This window comes from Pedobacter superstes (assembly GCF_037622515.1).
Classification (GTDB): domain Bacteria; phylum Bacteroidota; class Bacteroidia; order Sphingobacteriales; family Sphingobacteriaceae; genus Paradesertivirga; species Paradesertivirga superstes.
In genome coordinates, this window is record NZ_JBBJCN010000001.1 from 532,478 (window position 1) to 552,021 (window position 19,544).

At 37.7% G+C, this 19,544-nt stretch carries 20 protein-coding genes; 14 read left to right on the top strand and 6 right to left on the bottom strand.

The genetic code is table 11. From position 1 onward, the window contains the following. Positions 1-8: 8 nt before the first annotated feature. Positions 9-785 (bottom strand): 23S rRNA (guanosine(2251)-2'-O)-methyltransferase RlmB, encoded by a 777-nt coding sequence (rlmB, locus tag WG906_RS02465; RefSeq protein ID WP_339990934.1) that lies wholly within the window; start codon positions 783-785, stop codon positions 9-11. A 266-nt stretch (positions 786-1,051) separates the two neighbouring features. On the opposite strand from rlmB, the gene dnaB reads away from it, so the two are divergent. Continuing rightward, a complete protein-coding gene (gene dnaB / locus WG906_RS02470) occupies positions 1,052-2,617 on the top strand; it encodes a replicative DNA helicase (RefSeq protein ID WP_339990935.1) in 1,566 nt (521 codons plus the stop codon). A 158-nt stretch (positions 2,618-2,775) separates the two neighbouring features. Here dnaB and chrA read toward each other — a convergent pair whose 3' ends face one another. Both chrA and WG906_RS02480 read right to left on the bottom strand, forming a co-directional pair. After that, positions 2,776-3,999, bottom strand: coding sequence for a chromate efflux transporter (gene chrA, locus WG906_RS02475; RefSeq protein ID WP_339990936.1), 1,224 nt, complete (start codon positions 3,997-3,999; stop codon positions 2,776-2,778). Further along, entirely contained in the window at positions 3,980-4,315 is a 336-nt protein-coding gene (locus tag WG906_RS02480) for a tetratricopeptide repeat protein (protein ID WP_339990937.1), read from the bottom strand. Before WG906_RS02480 ends, chrA begins: the two co-directional genes overlap by 20 nt. A gap of 44 nt (positions 4,316-4,359) precedes the next feature. On the opposite strand from WG906_RS02480, the gene WG906_RS02485 reads away from it, so the two are divergent. From WG906_RS02485 to WG906_RS02495, 3 genes are read left to right on the top strand one after another with little or no spacing between them, the layout of a single operon-like run. Continuing rightward, the gene (locus WG906_RS02485) at positions 4,360-5,097 is read left to right on the top strand and encodes an electron transfer flavoprotein subunit beta/FixA family protein (protein ID WP_339990938.1); all 738 of its coding nucleotides are present in this window, start codon (positions 4,360-4,362) and stop codon (positions 5,095-5,097) included. A 26-nt stretch (positions 5,098-5,123) separates the two neighbouring features. Then, positions 5,124-6,095, top strand: a complete 972-nt coding sequence (locus WG906_RS02490; RefSeq protein WP_339990939.1) for an electron transfer flavoprotein subunit alpha/FixB family protein — start codon at positions 5,124-5,126, stop codon at positions 6,093-6,095. A 31-nt stretch (positions 6,096-6,126) separates the two neighbouring features. Next, positions 6,127-6,723 (top strand): bifunctional nuclease family protein, encoded by a 597-nt coding sequence (locus WG906_RS02495; protein WP_339990940.1) that lies wholly within the window; start codon positions 6,127-6,129, stop codon positions 6,721-6,723. A gap of 69 nt (positions 6,724-6,792) precedes the next feature. Here the strand turns inward: WG906_RS02495 and WG906_RS02500 are convergent, their stop codons facing one another. The 3 genes from WG906_RS02500 to WG906_RS02510 form a co-directional block, all read right to left on the bottom strand. Next, positions 6,793-8,085, bottom strand: coding sequence for a citrate synthase (locus WG906_RS02500; RefSeq protein ID WP_339991512.1), 1,293 nt, complete (start codon positions 8,083-8,085; stop codon positions 6,793-6,795). A 192-nt stretch (positions 8,086-8,277) separates the two neighbouring features. Beyond that, positions 8,278-8,802 carry an outer membrane beta-barrel protein gene (locus WG906_RS02505; RefSeq protein ID WP_339990941.1) on the bottom strand — a complete coding sequence of 175 codons (525 nt, stop codon included), beginning with the start codon at positions 8,800-8,802 and terminating at the stop codon, positions 8,278-8,280. Positions 8,803-8,901: 99 nt separating this feature from the next. Next, positions 8,902-9,720, bottom strand: coding sequence for a fimbrial biogenesis chaperone (locus tag WG906_RS02510; RefSeq protein ID WP_339990942.1), 819 nt, complete (start codon positions 9,718-9,720; stop codon positions 8,902-8,904). A gap of 362 nt (positions 9,721-10,082) precedes the next feature. Between WG906_RS02510 and WG906_RS02515 the strand changes: the two genes are divergently transcribed. The 10 genes from WG906_RS02515 (at position 10,083) to WG906_RS02560 (ending at position 19,514) form a co-directional block, all read left to right on the top strand. After that, positions 10,083-10,550, top strand: coding sequence for a hypothetical protein (locus tag WG906_RS02515; RefSeq protein WP_339990943.1), 468 nt, complete (start codon positions 10,083-10,085; stop codon positions 10,548-10,550). A gap of 42 nt (positions 10,551-10,592) precedes the next feature. Beyond that, positions 10,593-11,066, top strand: a complete 474-nt coding sequence (locus WG906_RS02520; RefSeq protein WP_339990944.1) for a hypothetical protein — start codon at positions 10,593-10,595, stop codon at positions 11,064-11,066. Positions 11,067-11,226: 160 nt separating this feature from the next. Further along, entirely contained in the window at positions 11,227-11,556 is a 330-nt protein-coding gene (locus WG906_RS02525; protein WP_339990945.1) for a hypothetical protein, read from the top strand. A 277-nt stretch (positions 11,557-11,833) separates the two neighbouring features. After that, the gene (locus WG906_RS02530; RefSeq protein ID WP_339990946.1) at positions 11,834-12,343 is read left to right on the top strand and encodes a hypothetical protein; all 510 of its coding nucleotides are present in this window, start codon (positions 11,834-11,836) and stop codon (positions 12,341-12,343) included. 331 nt (positions 12,344-12,674) lie between these two features. Beyond that, entirely contained in the window at positions 12,675-13,187 is a 513-nt protein-coding gene (locus tag WG906_RS02535; RefSeq protein WP_339990947.1) for a hypothetical protein, read from the top strand. A gap of 558 nt (positions 13,188-13,745) precedes the next feature. Then, positions 13,746-14,243 (top strand): hypothetical protein, encoded by a 498-nt coding sequence (locus WG906_RS02540; protein ID WP_339990948.1) that lies wholly within the window; start codon positions 13,746-13,748, stop codon positions 14,241-14,243. Positions 14,244-14,349: 106 nt separating this feature from the next. After that, positions 14,350-14,796, top strand: a complete 447-nt coding sequence (locus WG906_RS02545) for a hypothetical protein (RefSeq protein WP_339990949.1) — start codon at positions 14,350-14,352, stop codon at positions 14,794-14,796. A gap of 186 nt (positions 14,797-14,982) precedes the next feature. Continuing rightward, positions 14,983-17,664: a COG1470 family protein gene (locus WG906_RS02550; protein ID WP_339990950.1), complete on the top strand. Its 2,682-nt coding sequence runs from the start codon at positions 14,983-14,985 to the stop codon at positions 17,662-17,664. A 160-nt stretch (positions 17,665-17,824) separates the two neighbouring features. Continuing rightward, a complete protein-coding gene (gene ypfJ, locus WG906_RS02555) occupies positions 17,825-18,676 on the top strand; it encodes a KPN_02809 family neutral zinc metallopeptidase (RefSeq protein WP_339990951.1) in 852 nt (283 codons plus the stop codon). 175 nt (positions 18,677-18,851) lie between these two features. Beyond that, entirely contained in the window at positions 18,852-19,514 is a 663-nt protein-coding gene (locus WG906_RS02560; RefSeq protein ID WP_339990952.1) for an outer membrane beta-barrel protein, read from the top strand. The last annotated feature ends 30 nt before the right edge of the window (positions 19,515-19,544 follow it).

The window sequence follows — 19,544 nt, forward strand, 5'->3', positions numbered from 1 at the left end:
TCATTCTTTCATTTATTCATAGCCCCCACCCTCTGTCTTACCGCCTCATAAAGAATTACTCCAGCCGAAACGGAAACATTCAGTGAATGAATTTCTCCAAACATGGGGATTTTAGCCAGATAGTCGGCAGCTCTGATAATTTCATTTGAAATTCCATCCTCCTCCGAACCCAAGACAATTGCAACAGGCATTGTATAATCAGGTTCATATAAAAAGTCATTTGTCTTTTCAGTACAAGCCACAACAAACAAACCGGATTGTTGCAAAAAGCGGGTTGTCTTTAACAAATTTTCTTCCCGGCAAACGGGAATTTTAAATAATGCTCCTGCAGAAGTTTTAATGGCATCAGGATTAATCTGAGCAGAACCTTTTACCGGAACAACAATAGCGTGTACTCCTGCACATTCGGCTGTTCTTGCAATCGCGCCAAAATTCCTCACATCAGTAACTCCATCTAAAATCAAGATAAGAGGCGTTTCTCCTTTTTCAAAAATAGCGGGAATAATATCTTCAATGCGTTGATAAGTAACCGGTGAAATGAATGCAATTACTCCCTGATGATTTTTAGAGGTAATACGATTCAACTTTTCAACCGGAACCATTTGAAAATTAATAAGCTTATCACTCAATAAAGCCTTCAGCTCTTGAAATATTCCTCCGGTAAGGCCACGCTGTACATAAATCGCATCAATATCCTTTCCGCTTTGCACCGCCTCAATCACAGCGCGGATTCCAAATACCATTTGATTCGATTCTTTTTTAGGCCTTAAAGACTTAGTGTCCATTGTTAAAAATTTAGCTCGCAAAATACTGATATTTTGATCAAATTACAGGTTTAGGAGGTGATATTAATTTGATTGTTAACATCATAAAAAGTTATTAACACCCCATTTATGCTATTGAAAAGCTGGTAATTGCCTTTATCCACACTTTATCCACATAGGTTTGTGAACAGAACATACTACTTGTTAACAAGAATAAGTAAGTGTAAATATTTTTTTGTGGGTAAGTATCTGATGAGAAAAACATAGTTAATGCTATTTTTGTACAAATGAGTTTAGATAACCAAAATGATTATAATCCTGGGAAGAAGACTGCACCTGCAGAACGCCGAACCCGCCTAAGTAATATGGTAAGTGGCCTTGGTAAACTTCCTCCTCAGGCAGTTGATTTGGAAGAAGCTGTTCTTGGCGCATTGATGCTTGAAAAAGACGCCCTTTCAGCGGTTATCGACATTTTAAAGCCAGAAGTTTTTTATAAAGAAAGTCATCATAAAATTTTTGAAGCGATACATGCGCTTTTTCAAAAATCCTCTCCTGTAGATATATTAACGGTTACTTCTCAATTACGCCAGCAGGGTGATTTGGAAATGATTGGTGGTGCATATTATATCACCGAATTGACCAACCGGGTAGCTTCTGCAGCTAATATTGAATATCATGCCCGGATTATCTCTCAAAAATATATTCAGCGTGAACTGATCAGAATCTCTACAGAAATAATTAATAACGCTTACGAAGACACGACAGATATTTTCGATTTACTCGATCATGCGGAGAAAAACCTTTTTGACATTGCACAAAATAACCTTCGACGCGATTCAAGAAAAATGGATGATATTGTTCGCGAGTCGATAGAGACACTTGAAAAACTTCGTGATAAAGTAGATGGACTAACAGGCGTACCCTCTGGATTTACTGGTTTAGACAGAATGACCTCAGGCTGGCAACCATCCGATCTGGTAATCATTGCAGCAAGGCCGGCAATGGGTAAAACAGCCTTTGTATTAAGTTGCGCGCGTAATGCTGCTGTTCAGTTTAAAAAACCAGTCGTAGTATTTTCCCTTGAGATGTCATCGGTACAATTGGTAAATCGTTTGATATCCGGAGAAACGGAAATTGAGCAGGAAAAAATCCGTAAAGGAAATCTTGCTGAATGGGAATGGCAGCAGCTTCACTCTAAAATTGGTACCTTAACCGAAGCGCCTCTCTTTATTGATGACACCCCGGCTTTGAATATTTTCGAATTCAGGGCAAAATGCAGAAGATTAAAAGCCCAGTACGACATACAAATGATTATCGTCGATTACCTTCAGTTAATGCATGGAAAGGGTGAAGGAAAAGGCGGAGGAAACCGGGAACAAGAGATCGGTAGTATTTCCAGAGCATTAAAATCTGTAGCAAAAGAGCTAAATGTTCCTGTATTGGCGCTATCGCAGCTAAGCCGGGCAGTAGAAAGCAGACCTGGTGCAAGTAAAAGACCAATGTTATCGGATTTACGTGAATCCGGATCTATTGAGCAGGATGCAGACATGGTTTTATTTCTTTACAGACCGGAATATTATGGTTTAACTGAAGATGAAGAAGGCCGTTCTACAATAGGGATTGGTGAAGTTATTATTGCCAAGCACAGAAATGGTGAAACAGGAACGGTTCCTCTACGTTTTGTAGGTAAATTTGTGAAATTTGCAGATCTGGAGGACGATTTCTCCGGTCCGAGTGCACAAAAAGGAAATCCGTTTGGAGCAATGGCGCCTTCTGAAGATTTTGAGAAACCAAGCAATTTCATCATTCGTCCATCCAGAATGGATGATATTGATGAGGAGCCGCCATTTTAAATTTTCTATCGCCTTATTTCAAACAAAAAAAGCTCTATGACCGCTGTTATTTCAGGCAAACGGCAAAAAATCAGCAACTTATTATACTCAGGAAGCGCAGAGCCATCAATCTTTGGGAGCTTTGCGTATTATTTTCCTTTTCTGCTTTGCGGGAAAACTTAAATAAACCATCCCAGCAGCACTCCTCCAAGTATAATAAAAGGGGTTCGTACCCGCGTAAAATTCAAGAGGAGAAAGGTCACTATAATTAATCCAAAGGATAAAAAACTTACAGGCAATGCTTTAAGCATAAAGAAAAAAGCAGCAATTAAAAATCCTACAGCCACTGCGTTAATTCCCGAAAGGGAATTTTTTATTCTTGAGATTTTCTTAAGGTCATTCCAAAAAGGAACAAAAAATATCACCAGAATAAATCCGGGAAGGTTAATACCTAAAGTAGCTACAATGCCTCCCAAAATCTGTCCCGACATTGAATTTCCGGCATTTTTCATGGCCATAGTCCCTACAAATGAAGTAAATGAAAATGTAGGTCCTGGAAGTGCCTGCTGTAAAGCGAACCCTGCCAAAAACTCATCGCCTGATAAATAATGCTTCATCTGAACAAATTCTGTAAACATCAAAGGGATGAGCACTTGTCCGCCACCAAATATTATGATTCCGTTACGGTAAAAATTCTCAAATAATCTGATCGGCAAACTAAATGGAGATGTTTGGTTAATAATCGCACCCAACGTTGCAAAAAGCAACAAAATTCCTATATAATAAGTTACTTTACGGGTATTTATCTTAGAAAACAAATTAACCCGAAGGGTATTTTCCTCCTGGCTGGTTTCCAGTGCTGAAGATATAATCCCCCCCAATAATATAAGGATTGGAAAAACATAAGCATTTCTCAAAATCAGAGTTACAATTACCGCTGTGCCTGCCAACCATATTGAAATATCGCTTTTTAAGACTGATTTTGCTAATACATAGGCCGCATATCCTACAATACCTACAGCAATTGGTTGAACATAACGCATGATCTTAATAAACTCATTTTTATCATCCAGGAAAGAAAACATTATTGCGGCGAAACAGAGGATTGCTGCTGATGGTATTACCCAAATTAAGAAAGTTAGTATGGAAAGCCAAATTCCACCTACTTTATATGCTATTCCAATTAATGTTTGAGTAGATGAAGGACCTGGAAGGACCTGAGTGAGGGCGTTGAGTTCAAGAAGTTCCGTTTCATTTATATAATGCCTTCTGTTTACAAAATCTTTCAGCATTATAGCGATATGCGCTTGTGGTCCTCCAAAAGCAGTGAACGTATACACTATGACATCCCTGATAAAAAGAAATTGCTTCGCCGTCACCACATTAATCGTCTTCGTAATCAATTCCCATAGCTGAATTATAAACCGTTTGTAACTCAGAATATGCGTGGTTGTCTCTTGCAGAACGGGCTGTTAACATGCCTTGTTCGTAAGTTTTGATGGCATCATCTTTTCTGCCAAGTTTTTCATAAAGCTTGCCCAGGTGATAATATGTGCCTACATATTCTTTATGATTAAGAATTAAATCTTCAAAGTAAATCAAAGCTGAGTTTAAATCGTTTAAGGCTATATACTCCGTAGCCAGAGCGTACTTTAAGAAAGGATCGTTCGGCTCATTGTTGTAAAATTCTAACAGCTTTTGTAATCGGGTGTTCTGCATTTTAAAAAGAGGCTTTTTTAAACTAAATTTGCAAAAAAGAGAATATGAAATTATTGGTTTGTATAAGTAATGTACCAGATACCACAACAAAAGTAACTTTTACCAACAATAATACACAATTCAATACCGCGGGTGTACAATTTATCCTAAATCCTTACGATGAGATTGCATTATCAAAAGCAATTGAACTGACAGATGGTGGCAAAGGGTCTATAACTGTTATTCATGTAGGTGAGGCATCAGCCGATCCCACAATACGTAAAGCTCTGGCTATTGGGGCAGACGAAGCAGTGAGAATAAATGCTATTCCTCATGATGCCTATTTCGTAGCATCTCAGATAGCCAACTACGCTGCAAATCAAAACTTTGATATTATACTTACGGGAAGAGAATCTATTGATTATAACGGGGGTTTGGTTGCCGGAATGCTTGGTGAAATGTTGAATATTCCATCAGTATCTATCATTAAAAAGTTAGAAATGAATGGCAATGAATTATTGGTTGAAAAAGAAATTGAAGGCGGAAAAGAAGTAATCACCGTTGCATTGCCAACTGTCGTAAGCTGCTCTGAAGGTGTTGCAGAGCCCAAAATTCCAAATATGAGAGGAATTATGTCGGCCCGAACTAAACCTCTTCAGGTCCTTGATGCGATTGAAACAAGTAAACTAACAAATATAATAGACTATACATCTCCAGTTCCTAGAGGTGCTGTAAAAATTCTATCAGCGGATGACACCGAAAAGCTGGTAGAATTATTGCACACTGAAGCAAAGGTAATTTAAGCTGGCTAACCATTAATTAAAAAAACATGTCGGTTTTAGTATATACAGAACAAATAGAAGGGCAATTCAAAAAGTCGGCTTTTGAATCAGTTTCTTATGCGAAGGAAATTTCAAAAGTAATTAACGAGCCTTTAATTGCTATATCTATAGGAGAAGTTACAGATGCAAACTTACTAACCTTAAGTAAATATGGAGTTGATAAGATACTCATCGCCAGAAAAGATAATTTAAAAACGTTTTCAAACGAAGCATATGCGTCTGTTATTACAGAAGCTGCTGTTAAAGAGAATTCAACTATTATTATATTGTCCAATTCTTTTACTGGCAAAGGGTTGGGCCCATGTTTAGCTGTTAAGCTGAAAGCAGGGATCGTAGCGGGAGCAGTAGAGCTTCCAAAGATTGAAGGCGGAAAATTCCTAGTAAAAAAACCCACCTTTTCGGGTAAAGCCTTTGCGTCGATCGAAGTATTATCCGACATAAAAATAGTCTCTCTCAGCCCGAATTCCTTCACTTTAATAGAGGTTCAAACAAACCCGTCAATAGAAGAGTTTAATCCAAACTTAAGCGATACAGATTTTAAAGCCTCTGTTAAAGAAACCGTAAGAACTACAAATAAAGTTTCTTTACCTGAGGCTGAGATCGTCGTTTCAGGAGGAAGAGGCTTAAAAGGCCCTGAAAACTGGAAGATTCTGGAAGAACTGGCCGATTCATTAGGCGCAGCAACAGCATGTTCAAAACCAGTTTCTGATGCAGGATGGAGACCTCATGAAGAACATGTTGGACAAACTGGGATTGTAATCAGTCCGGATCTATATATTGCTGTTGGAATTTCTGGTGCGATTCAGCATCTTGCAGGTGTTAGTGCCTCAAAAACCATAGTAGCAATCAATAAAGATCCTGATGCTCCAATTTTCAAGGTAGCCGATTATGGCATTATTGGTGATGCGTTGGAAGTATTACCTAAATTAACAAAAGCAATAAAAGCATTTAAAGGTTAAGTTTTAAGCCAACATGTTTGGCCTTAATAATATGAAGAAAATCAAATTAGATATAGTAGGATTATCATATAGTCAAACGCAGTCTGGTGCATATGCCTTAGTTTTAGGCGAAGTGAACGGACGACGCAGGTTACCTATTATAATTGGAGGTTTCGAAGCACAGGCTATTGCTATAGAAATTGAGAAAATGACTCCGAGCCGGCCCTTAACTCATGATTTATTCAAATCGTTTGCACTGGCATATAATATTACCATTGAGGAAGTAATTATTTACAATCTAGTGGATGGAATTTTCTTTGCTAAACTGGTATGCAATGATGGTAAAAAAAACATTGAAATAGATGCCAGAACTTCTGATGCCATCGCGCTGGCTGTACGTTTTGAATGTCCGATAAATACCTATGAGTTTATTCTATCTACTGCGGGTATTATGATTGAAGGCAACGATTTTGTGTTTCTTGAAAACATAGATACTCCAACTGAGGAAAAAGTAGCTACTGCCGCAACAAATTATACTTCCCTGAGCGATGAAGAACTGAAAGAAAAGCTGCAGCAAGCTTTAACTGAAGAGGCCTATGAAAAAGCCGCGAAAATCAGAGATGAGCTTTCCAAACGAAAATCTTCCTGATCCAATAAAAAGATCGGAAACTATTTATAACAAAGAAAGGCCTGTTAATTTAGCAGGCCTTTCTTTGTATTATTGAGGTACAGAGTTCGTCTGCCTATCTCCTATATTTACAAAATCACGTTCTGTTTTGCCAACATATACCTGACGAGGTCTTCCTATAGGCTCTTTGTTAGCACGCATCTCATTCCACTGAGCGACCCATCCAGGCAAGCGCCCTAAAGCGAACAAAACGGTAAACATTTCTGTCGGGAAGCCTAATGCCCTATAAATGATGCCAGAATAAAAATCAACGTTCGGATAAAGTTTTCGGTCAGCAAAATAAGGATCATTCAATGCAGCTTCTTCCAATTGTTTAGCAATAGAAAGCACAGGATCATTTACACCTAGTTTTTCAAGAATATCATCGCAAGCCTTCTTAATAATTTTAGCTCTGGGATCGAAATTTTTATAAACCCGATGACCAAAACCCATTAATCTGAAGGAGTCATTTTTATCTTTAGCTTTAGCAACCCATTTAGCGGTATCGCCTCCATCATTCTTAATTTTTTCTAGCATTTCTATCACAGCCTGATTTGCACCACCATGAAGAGGCCCCCATAATGCAGCAACGCCTGCTGCTACTGAAGCATACAAGTTACAATCTGATGAACCAACAATCCGAACAGTTGAAGTAGAACAATTTTGTTCATGATCAGCATGAAGAATTAATAATTTATTCATGGCGTCAATAACAACCGGATCTGCATCTTCAGCGAAAGTCATTTTCATGAAACTGGAAACGTAATCAGAATTCTTATCAGGTTTGATAAATGGCTGACCAAGTGTATGCCTTTGGATCCAAGCAACGATAGCAGGCATTTTTGCTAACAATTTTATTAGAGTTAGATTTTGCTCGCTTTTAGTAGCTTGCTGATTTAAGCTTTCAGGATAAAATGCAGATAATGAACCCATTACCGAACACAATTTCCCCATTGGATGTCCCTCAACAGGGAAGGCAGCCAAAATTGCTTTTATTTCTTCCGGAATTTCAGCATGCTCTCTTAGCAAATCCTCAAATTCGTCTAATTGAGGTTGAGTTGGCAACTCTCCGTATATTAGTAAATAAGCAACTTCTATAAAAGATGATTTTTCTGCGAGTTGTTCGATGGGATAACCTCTGTACTTTAAAATACCTTTTTCACCATCAAGAAATGTAATAGCACTTTTCGTACAGCCGGTATTTTTGTACCCACTATCTAAGGTGATATAACCAGTTTGATCACGAAGTTTTGAGATATCTAAAGCTTTTTCATTTTCAGTGCCGGTAATTACCGACAATTCGTATTTTTTATCACCTAGAAGTATAGAAGCTGTTTCTGACATATTAATTGGATGTTGCAGCGCAAAAATAATCAAATCTGCCTTTTTTGGAAGTTATTTATTGCAACAACAGTAATTTTACAGTAAAAATGTGAATAATTATCGATTTTCTTCTTTAATAGGCATTTAAAAACTAAAAAAGCGGACCTGTTTATAACCTAAACAGTCCGCTTTAAGAAAAATAAAATTCAAATATTATCGGCTCAAATTAAATCCGTAGGCAATTCTCAATGCAACCTGACCTAAATTACCACCATTTTGAGAGAACCCTTCATAACGTAAACCAAGATCAATTCCTCTATTAAAGCCAATTCCGATGCCCGGAGCATAAACAAATGCTGTTCCCTGTCCTTCATCTGTACCAAAAGCGGCACCCACTTCTCCTGAGAAATAAAATCTTTCTGTCGGGAAAAATTTTAATCCTGCTTTCAAAGGAATAAAACCTACACTTCCTCCGCCCAAATCATCTTTAACAGAAAAATTAGTATACCCTAAAGATAGGATACCAGAGATATTACTATAAAAATCTTTCTGAAGTCTTAGATCTCCACCAACAGCTATATTGTAAGCATCGTTAGTAGGAATGCCCACGCTTAATCCAATTCCTAATCTGGTGTCTTTTGAATCTCCTGAAGGTTCTTTCGTTTGAGCATTTACATTTACTGAAATAAACAAGGCTACTGCGGCAGCAGCGAAAAATTTAGTTGTGTTTTTCTTCATATAAGTACAATTTAACTTTAGTTGGTTAAATATTCAGATACTATACAAATCAAATCAACAAATTGTTTTTACAAAATCGAAAAAATCAAAACCTTAGGATTATTTAATTTCAACAGATCTTTCAATAGCTTCAAGGGGCATATCAGAATCATACTCTAAAATTGCCAGCATAGAATATTTTCCTTTAGGAACAGTTTCTGGAATTTGCAGTTTAACAACCCTTTTTCCATCAGGAAATACTGGAAACTCCATTTCGTCCAGCTTAACTTCCTGTCCGTTGGCTAAATTGGTTAATAACAAACGTGCCTTGCATTCAAGCATGGTTTTTCCGGTGTTGATCAGGCTGAAATTATAAACATCCTTTTGAACTTTGTCTGGTTCTAATGCTATTGCCCGGGCTTCCTTTTTGTTCGCAGCAGTCGGATTTTCATAAACATGTATTCCAATACGATAGACTTCTCTGATAGTGGCTTTCATCTTTGCACCCTTAGTTTCATCGCCTGTTTGTTCTAATACATTCTGGATGAAAATCATTGACCACTTCATCTCATTAACCAGCTTAGGATCTGCAGGTGTTGTTAGAGTTACCCTCACATCACGTGATTTCTGGGGCTCTATCTCAACCAGAGAATTATCGAATGTTATCCATTTGGAGCATGAACGGTCAATAGTTCCTGGAAGAAAGTATTTATGCCCGCCCAAACTGTCTCTGACCCAGTCTCCTAAAGTTAATTGATAAGCCTGTTTTGTATCAGATAAGTTAGTAATTGTAATAATCTGGGTAGAAATGCCGCCGGCATTAGTATTGAAGCTTAAAATAGTGGGATTCACATTTATACGCTGAGCACGTGCTACTGATGATGATAGCAGAAAACATATCAATAGGTAGAATATAGCGCTCTGTTTATTTTTCTTCATTTACAGGATATTTTTTTATTCTAATTTATCAAATTAAAATTACACAAAAAAGGAAATGAAAATCCACCAGTTTCACCTTAATGAAGCATTGTCAGATCCAATTTAGAATTATAAAAAGTACTAACGTCCGGGTTATTACTTAATATATACTAAAGCAATTTACTAAAGTAATTCTTTTTTAGATATTATCAGAATATAGGACATATTGATCTATTTTTGAAACCCAGCTCATTTTAACATATTTTAATTCTATTATATTTGCTGGCACCCTGTTTGTCTTTACATTTTATATATTGTTAATATTTTTTTCCAATTCAAATATTTTGTCGAACGTAAAAAATATATTCCTGTTAATGTTAATAATGAGTTTAGCTATTAATGCCTATACACAGACAGAACCAGCTTTACCGTCTCCCTGCCTGAATGCCGGACCTGCTTCCAAAAACTACATTACTGTTACCGGAACGACCACCTTCACATTTAATACATTAAGCGATTTTTCGAGTTCAGAATCATTGAATAATATCACTATTTACCTTCAGTCAACTGCTAAATACAAGCTGTACATTGCCGGTGTAATGACCGGACTTAGCAGCTCTTCGACCAATACCCCCATTCCCATAAACACTTTTACAGTTTCATCCACCAATCGCGGAACATCTCCTGCTACGGTAACGCTGTCCAACTCATACGTCGAAGTGGCTCAATTGGGAATTCCTACCAACGGAATCAACCATGTATTAACGATCACAAGAAATGCCTTAAGCGGCTTTGTTCAGGCCCCCGGCACGCATACTCTTACTTTGCACATTCGTTTTTGCCAGTATTAATATATGGAAAATACCCTGAGGTTTTTCTTTTTCATTTTACTTATGACATTCTCTAATTCGGGTACTTATTCACAAACCAGGTACCTGACGAAAACTATCGATATAATAGTTCCTACTGTTTTAGATTTAGAGGTAACATCGGGAGCTAATCAGGTGGTAGATTTTAATCAAACAAGCAAGATTGACAATGGTATTGAGCTGCTTAGTGCCACAATACTGACATATACATCTAATAAGGCCTGGTTTATTACAATAAAATCAGGCAGCAGTAACTTTACGGGTGGCATGGGCGGAAGTCCTATGCCTGCTTCGGTCATTAAGTATAGAATAAACGGGTCTGGAAGCCCGTATGTTGCCTTGTCAGCGACGGAACAAGCTTTAGTCGCCACCACAGGATCCAAATATCCTCGGGGTACAGGCACAACTACCATTGATTTCAATGTAAATCCGGGCTATATTTATCCACCTGCAGATAACTATAGTCTTCAAATCATCTATACGATAAGCAATCTATAACATATACGTTAATTCCCTAAGTATAACAATTCCCATATTTCCCTATTATGGGAATTAATTTCCCACTACGTAACTTTTAAATTCCCCGACCGTAAACAATAAGGTGAAGTATTTCAGCGCCTTTATATTTTTATTTATAATATTCTCAGGTGTAATCTGCATGGCGCAAAGCCCGGCGGCAGTGAAAGTTTCTGCACATTCTCAAATAAATGTTCGCATTCCGTCTGTTGCTATTATTACTTTGGGTGATAATCAATCAAAATCAATTTCATACAGGTCATCTACTGATTTACAAAAAATAGTTAAACCTGAAATTACCAGCATGATTAAGGTGTTATCAAACCAAAAATGGTCAGTTAATATCGCTAAGGAAGAGGATTTATCCGATATCAATTTCCCCGTAAACCATTTATCAAAACCCGATCATACAGCCCCCGATCATTCACCCCAATCATCATTTACGATAATTTACGTAGCCACGCTTAATTAGCGGCTGACTATACTGCAATCGTATTATCAAAAACAGAAAGAACGCCGGGTCTATTTACGCTGCTAATAAAATCAGTCTTATTTTACATATGGGAAATTTTTTCCCTGCTTATCTGCCACAATTGTGCAAAAATCCCGCACACCTCCATCCCATTTTATCAAAACATATGCTTTATTATAACAAAAAAGGCATTTTCACTATTTGGTACAGCAATTGAATAAACATCAACAAGGATAAGTTAACGCTCTCAATTTTTAACTTTACTGGAACAATGATTATGAAAAAAGTTTTATTAGCAGTTTTATTTATAATTTCTTTAGTAGCATCAAAAACAGCTAACGCACAATTAGGAACAGCAGCGCCCACTGGTTCATTTTCTGTTAAGATCTCTGAAGTGCTTGACCTGGCAGTAACCAGCGGTGCTTCTAACACTTTCGATTTTAATAGTATAGCTAAACTTGATGCGGGTATTGAAACTTTAAATGCCGTTACTTTGACGTATAAATCGAATAAACCATGGTTTGTAAATGTCAATGCCAACACTGCTAACTTTACCGGAAGCTCACCAACTGCTATGCCTGCTTCAATTGTACAATTCAGATTAAACGGCAATACCTCTTATTCAACATTATCTACAGTTCCTGCTTCGTTAAGCGGAACGTCTGCAGCTAAAAATGCAAGAGGCACCGCTTCAATTGGAGTTGACTATAAAGTCAATCCAGGTTATACGTACGCTCCTGCCCAGGATTACGGAATGGTAATAACCTATACTATAAGCAATCTATAAAACTGCAATAATTTATATATTATGTTATAACCGGCAACAGCCGGTTTTTTTATGCTTAATTTTCAACAGATATGCAGTACAAAAAAATGAGGCTAAATCATTTGAAATAAGTACTTACAATTAAATCGTGGCACGTATTCAGATGGGGCATTTCTTTTCCCACATCCACCCCACATATGCGTAAAAACGCCCCGCTATTCCCGGTAGTTTATTTAGAAACAGGTCTGATCTGGCTTTAAAGCTCGTCTTGCCTTTTGGTACAGCCATTGAATACATACAAAACAGTTGAATTAAGTTAACGCTCTCAAAACTTTAACTTAAAATAACGATTATGAAAAATACATTACTTGCAATTTCTTTTTTAGCAGGATCTTTATTTTTTACGAATGCTGCAAAAGCTCAGTTAGGCACAGCAGCTCCTACGGGTTCGTTCGCAGTTAAAATTTCGGAAGTACTTGATCTGACAGTAACCAGTGGCGCCTCAAATACTTTTGATTTTAATAGTATCGCTAAAATTGATGCAGGTATAGAAACCTTGAATGCAGTTAGCCTGACATACAAGTCAAATAAACCATGGTTTGTGAATGTGAATGCGAATACAGCAGATTTTACCGGTAGCTCACCAACTGCGATGCCTGCTTCAGTTATACAGTTCAGATTAAACGGCAATCCTTCTTATTCTACCTTATCAACTGTTCCGGCATCATTAAGCGGAACATCTGCAGCTAAAAATGCAAGAGGTACTGCTTCAATAGGAATTGACTATAAAGTAAATCCTGGATATACATACGCTCCGGCTCAGGATTATGGAATGGTGATAACTTACACAATAAGCAACCTTTAAGAATTTTCCTTATCACATTTATATGAAGCCGGCTAAGCCGGCTTTTTTTGTTTGTATATCAGGACCTTAATTCGCAAAACTTTACAAAGCGATTCAACATGATATAGAGGATCCGGATGAACTTTGATGAGATTTCAACCTACAGAATCTTTCAAGAAGTTATTTTGCCGGACAAGACTATCTGTATATCCGAGTCAGGTAAGACACAAAAAAAATCACCACTTCCGTTGAGTGTGTTGCCGACGGGGATTTTTTCAAAGCTGATTTAATATGACAACCTTGAAAGCTGATATCATATAAAGAATGGAAGCACACAATCTGTTGTAACCCTACAGGGCGTAGTATCGAGTAGGAAACTTGTTGCACAAATCTTAAATTTATTCTGAGAAAACGTGGGGATTTATTTCCCACATTATGCGCACAAACAACGATAATTCCCCAATTCAAATATTATAAAATAGCTTGCAAGCTCTCAAAATGCATTTTCCTCCCTTTGGTATAGCAATTGACTATATGTGTTCAAAATGAATATTACTCTAAGCTTTAATAAATATAATCATGAAGAAATTTTTACTTGCACTTTGCTTATCCGCTCTATTCGTAGTAATCAATACTGATTCAGCAATGTCACAGGTACAGACCAGTAATGTTGCGGTTACTATCGCTACTGTTACAGAATTAACTGCAAATAATACCAATCTTGCAACATTTGCATTCTCAAACGGATCTGAATTAGAAACTGGTATTTCACAAACCAATGCAGTAAGCCTGGCTTATAAATCAAATAAGTTAACCAAGATTACAATAAAAGCTCTGGGAACTGGATTTTTTAGCTCTACAACTGGTAGTACCGACATGCCCGTTTCAGTGATTCAATGGAAGAAAAACGGAGTAGGTTCCTTTACACCCCTGTCAACAACCAGCGCTGATCTATCTGCATCTCAGGCAAAAGGATCAAGTAGTTTTGGAATAGATTACAAAATCACTCCAGGATTGCTGTATGATCCGGCTAATGATTACTCGGTTACAATTGAATACACATTAACTGCACTTTAGTTACATTTGTCAATATTATAAGGATATTCATAGAATGATTAATCATAATACGAAACAAAAAAAGTCAGCGTTCATATTATTTTTCATTTTTATCTCCTCCGTGGCTTTGGCACAAAAAACAGCTACCAGCATAATTACTATCAAAGTACCTGAAGCATTAAGTCTTTCGGTAAGTGGAGGAACCAGCGTTGATTTTGACTTTACCAGTGATGTGACCCTGCTCACGACAGGCATCGAAAAAATCAATGCCGTAACATTAACTTATCAGTCAAATAAGCCTTGGTTCCTCAACATAAATGCTACAGCCGCCAATTTCAATGGCGGGGATGGGGCCAATCCGATGCCTTCTTCCATCATTCAATTTAAAAACACCGCAGGCGGAACCTATGTACCATTATCAACTACCTCAGTATCTTTAAGCGGAACAACGGATGCAAAAAACCCGAAGGGTTCAAGTACCGTGGGCGTAGATTATAAAATAACTCCCGGGCTTAATTATCCGCCCTCCTCAGATTATTCAATAGGCGTAACGTATACGATCAGTACAATTTAAAAACTTTTTGACTGTATATTTCGTATAAAAACCGAACTTAGCTTCTGACAAAGCTTTCTTTGATTTAGTTATGAAATCGTGTTTTTCCCCGTATCTTAAATATATCCTATAGGATACATCTTGTTATCATTCAACGAACATATCATTAGAAATTTTATAAGCTGTTGTTTATTATTAGCTTTTTCTTTGAGCGTAAAAGCCCAGGGAACATTGAATAATAATCTCCGGGTTTCATTTCTGAAAGATACAGTTTTACAAGAGGGTAGTGCGCTTAGCTTTAATAGGGTAACTATCCAAAACACATCATCTGTAAAAACCATTTTCGGCCTGGAGCTTAATTTACCAGAGGGCTGGACAACCCTGCTTGATACCAGAAAAATATTTACCCTTGAACCTAACCAGGTGTTAGAATTGCCGATCAGGATTGCATCTCCTAATGATGCCTTAAGCGACCAGATCTATGCCATCACACTAATTTTAAGTAACCCGGGGATTGAGAAAAAAGTACCTTATACTTATATAGCAAGAGTTCGGGCAAACTCCAAATGGCGGGCATCATTACTTAATCCTGTTCTTAAGCTTGACAGAATAAACAAAGAAACATTTTTTCAGGTCAAAATATCGAATACAGGAAATATCATGCAGGAGTTGGTTTTAAATCTAAATACTTCTTTGGAATTAACCCTTCCAAAACGCAATAACAAAATTAATCTGCCGTCAAATTCCGATACTCTTATTCGGATAGGTATAATAACAGAACCTCGTTATCTGGAAGAATTCAAAACACAGGATATAGGCATAGAGATTACCAATAAAGATAAAGTCCAGCAAGTATTTTCTCAAAAAGTGTTCAGCAATAATACACTGTTCAGAGAAAACCCTTCCCTGTGGTACACAGCTCCAATGTTCATCGAGCTTGTTTCTCAAAATTTCAATGTAAAATCACAGCAGGTGTACTATATTAACAGCTCCGGAACTCTTTCACTTGAAAAAAACCGCTCGCTTTCTTTCAATTTTCGGTCGAATAATTTTTATACAGAAAATACAGGAAACAACAGTCGCTATGCCCACATTGATTATCTTTCCAAGCATTGGACTTTTTCAGTTGGAAACCAAACAGAATTTAGCACATACCTGATTGATGGAATTGGTGGGCGAATGGAATATAGGTCAGACAGGGGTTACAAACTCAAGGCTATGGGTGTTAAAAGCCGTTTGGGTGATGCCAATCAGTTTAGTCTTGAACAGCAACTCCCCATCGGAAAGACCAGCAATATTGTAAATAAAACTCTGGCCAGCCTGGATCCGGGGAATGAAAACAACAGCTTTTCTAATATCGCGGAGTTTAATAAGGATATAGGTAGTTCAGGATCTTTAACATTGTTAGGAGGATTTGGTACAGAAATTATTAAAATTCCTGGTTTTAATCATAAGGGCAATGGCCATACTGCGGGACTCCGTTACGATTATATTTCTCCCAAATTTATTGTCCGCACTACTAACAGTCTAACCTCCCGCCAATTTCCTGGTTTGGAGCGTGGTGTTAAACGTTCTTCAAATGAAATACGCTATGTTGTTAAGCGTTACTTTGGAGGAGCTGTTGCAGATTATAGTGACCGGGCAGTAAGTACTATCGATTCAAATCAATTCATTTACCTCTTTGGCGGAAAAACCAGCGAAATTGGGTTACGAGGTGGTTTTATTAAAAACAGAAATAATATCACATTAACCACATCAATTGTTGATCAGCTTCAGGATAGTGTTACCAACATATTATTCAGGTCTCATAAGCTAAATATTAATTCAGGCTTTGGCATTTTTAAATCCGTCACCTTATCGCTCTCTGCAAACCTTTTAAATAGCTTTGCTCCCCAAAATACCAGCCTGAAATCTGTTCCTGCAATTAATGTCTTTGGTTCCATTCAATCAAAAGGTTTGGGATTGAGTTTCAGACTGGATAAGGGCCCTCTGTATTATGCAGAACTTCTTGCCTATTCTAAAACCGGCCTTCAAAATAAACGGTATCAAATTGCACCCTATATTGAGAGAAATTTCTTAAAGAACAACTTAACTACCAGGCTGGAACTAAATTACGCACATGACATCCCAACTAATGAAAGAAGTTATGTTGCCCGGATGGACCTGAATCTGGATTTAAACAAACATGGATTATCATTACGTTTTTATGGTAATCACAATTTTGGTAATATGAATGCCTTAAATTCATTGAACCTTAGCATTAAAAAAGATCTTACTGCGCCATTAATTGGATTACAGAAATACCGGAATCTCAAAGTAGTATTGTTTAAAGATAATAACAGTAACAGTGTTTACGATCTACCTGATGAAGCAATTCCTGAAGCAAGCATCCGCATTGGGAATCAAAATTTCACTACAAATAAAAAGGGAGAAGCATTTTACCAGAATATTAAACAGGGAGATTATTCTATTGACCTCGGTCAGGTAAACAATATTCAAGGCTGGATTGCCAAAAATGGATTCAAGCCCTCGGTTAACGTCTCCAAGAGCCAGGATCTTTACATTCCGTTTCAAAAAAGTAAATTTTTATCAGGGCATTTAAACCTCAGTAAAGACCCGTTTAGCAAAAAGGAGTTTAATGCTTCTAACATCCGAATCACAGCTATCAGCTCAAAAGGAGAATCATTTTCAACCTTGACAAATGAAGACGGAGCGTTTTTCTTCAATTTATCTGATGATACCTATCTGATCCAGGTCAATACGAACGTTTTTAACGAAGATTTCAGGGTCCTTCAGGAGACCTTCAATGTGGATCTGACACAGAAAGATAATGAAAATATCATTTTTGAAATCCGCGAGCGTAAACGCCTCATTAATATCAGACGTTAAACCGACTCAAGCCTTAAACTTAAACTCTTTGTTTGAATTTCCATCAGGTTTCGCCCAAAAATCAAGACTGTATTACTAGATTAATTACATGGCATATTTCACTACACGAGTCTATTAAAACAAAGCATATTCATATAGTGTTGACCAAATAAACAATATTATGAAATGGTTGGGAAGACGCGGAAGCGGCAATATAGAAGATAGACGAAGCGGCGGTGGCGGCCTTGCCATCGGTGGAGGGGTTACCGCTGTTATTGCTGTTATATTCTCTTTATTAACAGGACAAAATCCGATGGAACTGCTTGGAATGTTTCAGGGTGGCGGTAGCGGAACCCAGCAGGAGGCCCCTCTGGATACGGAAGTAAATCAGGATAAAAAAGGTCATTTTGTTTCTGTTGTACTGGCAGATACGGAAGATGTCTGGAATAAACTTTTTTCCGAATCCGGAAGCGATTATAAAGAACCTACCTTAGTATTGTTTAGCGGGGCTGTACATTCTGCGTGTGGTAGTGCCAGTTCTGCAACCGGGCCATTTTATTGCCCAGGCGATGAGAAGGTTTATATTGACCTTACATTTTACGATGAACTTCAAAATAAATTTGGGGCTCCTGGTGATTTTGCGATGGCTTATGTGGTAGCCCATGAAGTTGGTCATCATATTCAAAACATTCTTGGAACTTCAAGCAAGCTGGACGAGGCCCGGGGTCGTGTGAGCCAGGAGGAATACAATCAGTTATCAGTAAAATTAGAACTGCAGGCGGATTTCCTTGCGGGAGTTTGGGCGCATCACGCTCAGCGCATGAAAAGTATACTGGAGGAAGGCGATATTGAAGAAGCATTAAATGCCGCGAATGCTATAGGCGATGACAGGTTACAGCAACAATCGCAAGGCCGGGTGGTACCTGATGCATTTACTCATGGAACATCTGCCCAACGCATGCGATGGTTTAAAAAAGGTTACGAAACCGGGGACATTAATCAAGGAGATACCTTTAACTCGCCTAACCTTTGATAATTCCGTATACTTTTATGGACAAAACGACTACAAAAAAGGCCATTTTATATCTTCTCAAAAGATTTGGAGGCTATTTTTCAACTCTAACAGCTTGTGTTTTAGCTCAAACTTTACTCAGAGGAAGTTTGGTCTGGTGATTGAACAACCCTTTATACACACAATAAAAAATATTATGAAAAAATTAGCTTTATTAGCAGTAGCGTTCCTTGTTACTGGAACCGCTGTGAATGCACAAACGACGACTTCAGTTGGTAGTACAAAATGGGGATTAAAAGCTGGCGTTAACTTAGCCAAATATAGTTATGGTAAAGATGATGCCGATAACCCAACTACTGACCATGCCACCAATTTTCATGTAACTGGTTATCTTGATCTTCCGGTAGGAAGCATGTTTTCTGTACAACCTGGTTTATCTCTTCAGGGGAAAGGTGCAGAATATACTGATAATAACACTTACGAAATCAAGGACAATACCATGTGGCTTGAAGTTCCGGTAAATTTGGTAGGTAAAATACCTCTGGGAGCAACTGGTACAAATATTTTCCTTGGTGCAGGTCCTTATGCATCATTTGGCTTAGCCGGAGAAAGGAAATTTACGGATAAAGTAGCTAACTCTACTACAAAGTCGGATTTGGAATTTGGTGATGAAGCAGGCGACGATTTAAAAGCACTTGATTTTGGCGTGAACGTACTTGGTGGCGTGCAGTTAAATAACGGCTTTAACGTTGGTGCAGGTTATGGATTAGGTTTATCTGATCTGCGTCCAAGTGGAGATGGTGGTAACGGTCAAGTTAATAACCGGGTTATCTCTTTCTCTTTAGGATATGCTTTTTAAATAAAGAAACATCAATTTACCGAACCGCCC

What these genes read in the sequence shown, in the direction of transcription:
- rlmB (WP_339990934.1), bottom strand. Translation starts at nt 785, where the DNA reads ATGGACACTAAGTCTTTAAGGCCTAAAAAAGAATCGAATCAAATGGTA.
- dnaB (WP_339990935.1), top strand. Translation starts at nt 1,052, where the DNA reads ATGAGTTTAGATAACCAAAATGATTATAATCCTGGGAAGAAGACTGCA.
- WG906_RS02480 (WP_339990937.1), bottom strand. Translation starts at nt 4,315, where the DNA reads ATGCAGAACACCCGATTACAAAAGCTGTTAGAATTTTACAACAATGAG.
- WG906_RS02485 (WP_339990938.1), top strand. Translation starts at nt 4,360, where the DNA reads ATGAAATTATTGGTTTGTATAAGTAATGTACCAGATACCACAACAAAA.
- WG906_RS02490 (WP_339990939.1), top strand. Translation starts at nt 5,124, where the DNA reads ATGTCGGTTTTAGTATATACAGAACAAATAGAAGGGCAATTCAAAAAG.
- WG906_RS02495 (WP_339990940.1), top strand. Translation starts at nt 6,127, where the DNA reads ATGAAGAAAATCAAATTAGATATAGTAGGATTATCATATAGTCAAACG.
- WG906_RS02500 (WP_339991512.1), bottom strand. Translation starts at nt 8,085, where the DNA reads ATGTCAGAAACAGCTTCTATACTTCTAGGTGATAAAAAATACGAATTG.
- WG906_RS02505 (WP_339990941.1), bottom strand. Translation starts at nt 8,802, where the DNA reads ATGAAGAAAAACACAACTAAATTTTTCGCTGCTGCCGCAGTAGCCTTG.
- WG906_RS02510 (WP_339990942.1), bottom strand. Translation starts at nt 9,720, where the DNA reads ATGAAGAAAAATAAACAGAGCGCTATATTCTACCTATTGATATGTTTT.
- WG906_RS02515 (WP_339990943.1), top strand. Translation starts at nt 10,083, where the DNA reads ATGAGTTTAGCTATTAATGCCTATACACAGACAGAACCAGCTTTACCG.
- WG906_RS02520 (WP_339990944.1), top strand. Translation starts at nt 10,593, where the DNA reads ATGACATTCTCTAATTCGGGTACTTATTCACAAACCAGGTACCTGACG.
- WG906_RS02525 (WP_339990945.1), top strand. Translation starts at nt 11,227, where the DNA reads ATGGCGCAAAGCCCGGCGGCAGTGAAAGTTTCTGCACATTCTCAAATA.
- WG906_RS02530 (WP_339990946.1), top strand. Translation starts at nt 11,834, where the DNA reads ATGAAAAAAGTTTTATTAGCAGTTTTATTTATAATTTCTTTAGTAGCA.
- WG906_RS02535 (WP_339990947.1), top strand. Translation starts at nt 12,675, where the DNA reads ATGAAAAATACATTACTTGCAATTTCTTTTTTAGCAGGATCTTTATTT.
- WG906_RS02540 (WP_339990948.1), top strand. Translation starts at nt 13,746, where the DNA reads ATGAAGAAATTTTTACTTGCACTTTGCTTATCCGCTCTATTCGTAGTA.
- ypfJ (WP_339990951.1), top strand. Translation starts at nt 17,825, where the DNA reads ATGAAATGGTTGGGAAGACGCGGAAGCGGCAATATAGAAGATAGACGA.
- WG906_RS02560 (WP_339990952.1), top strand. Translation starts at nt 18,852, where the DNA reads ATGAAAAAATTAGCTTTATTAGCAGTAGCGTTCCTTGTTACTGGAACC.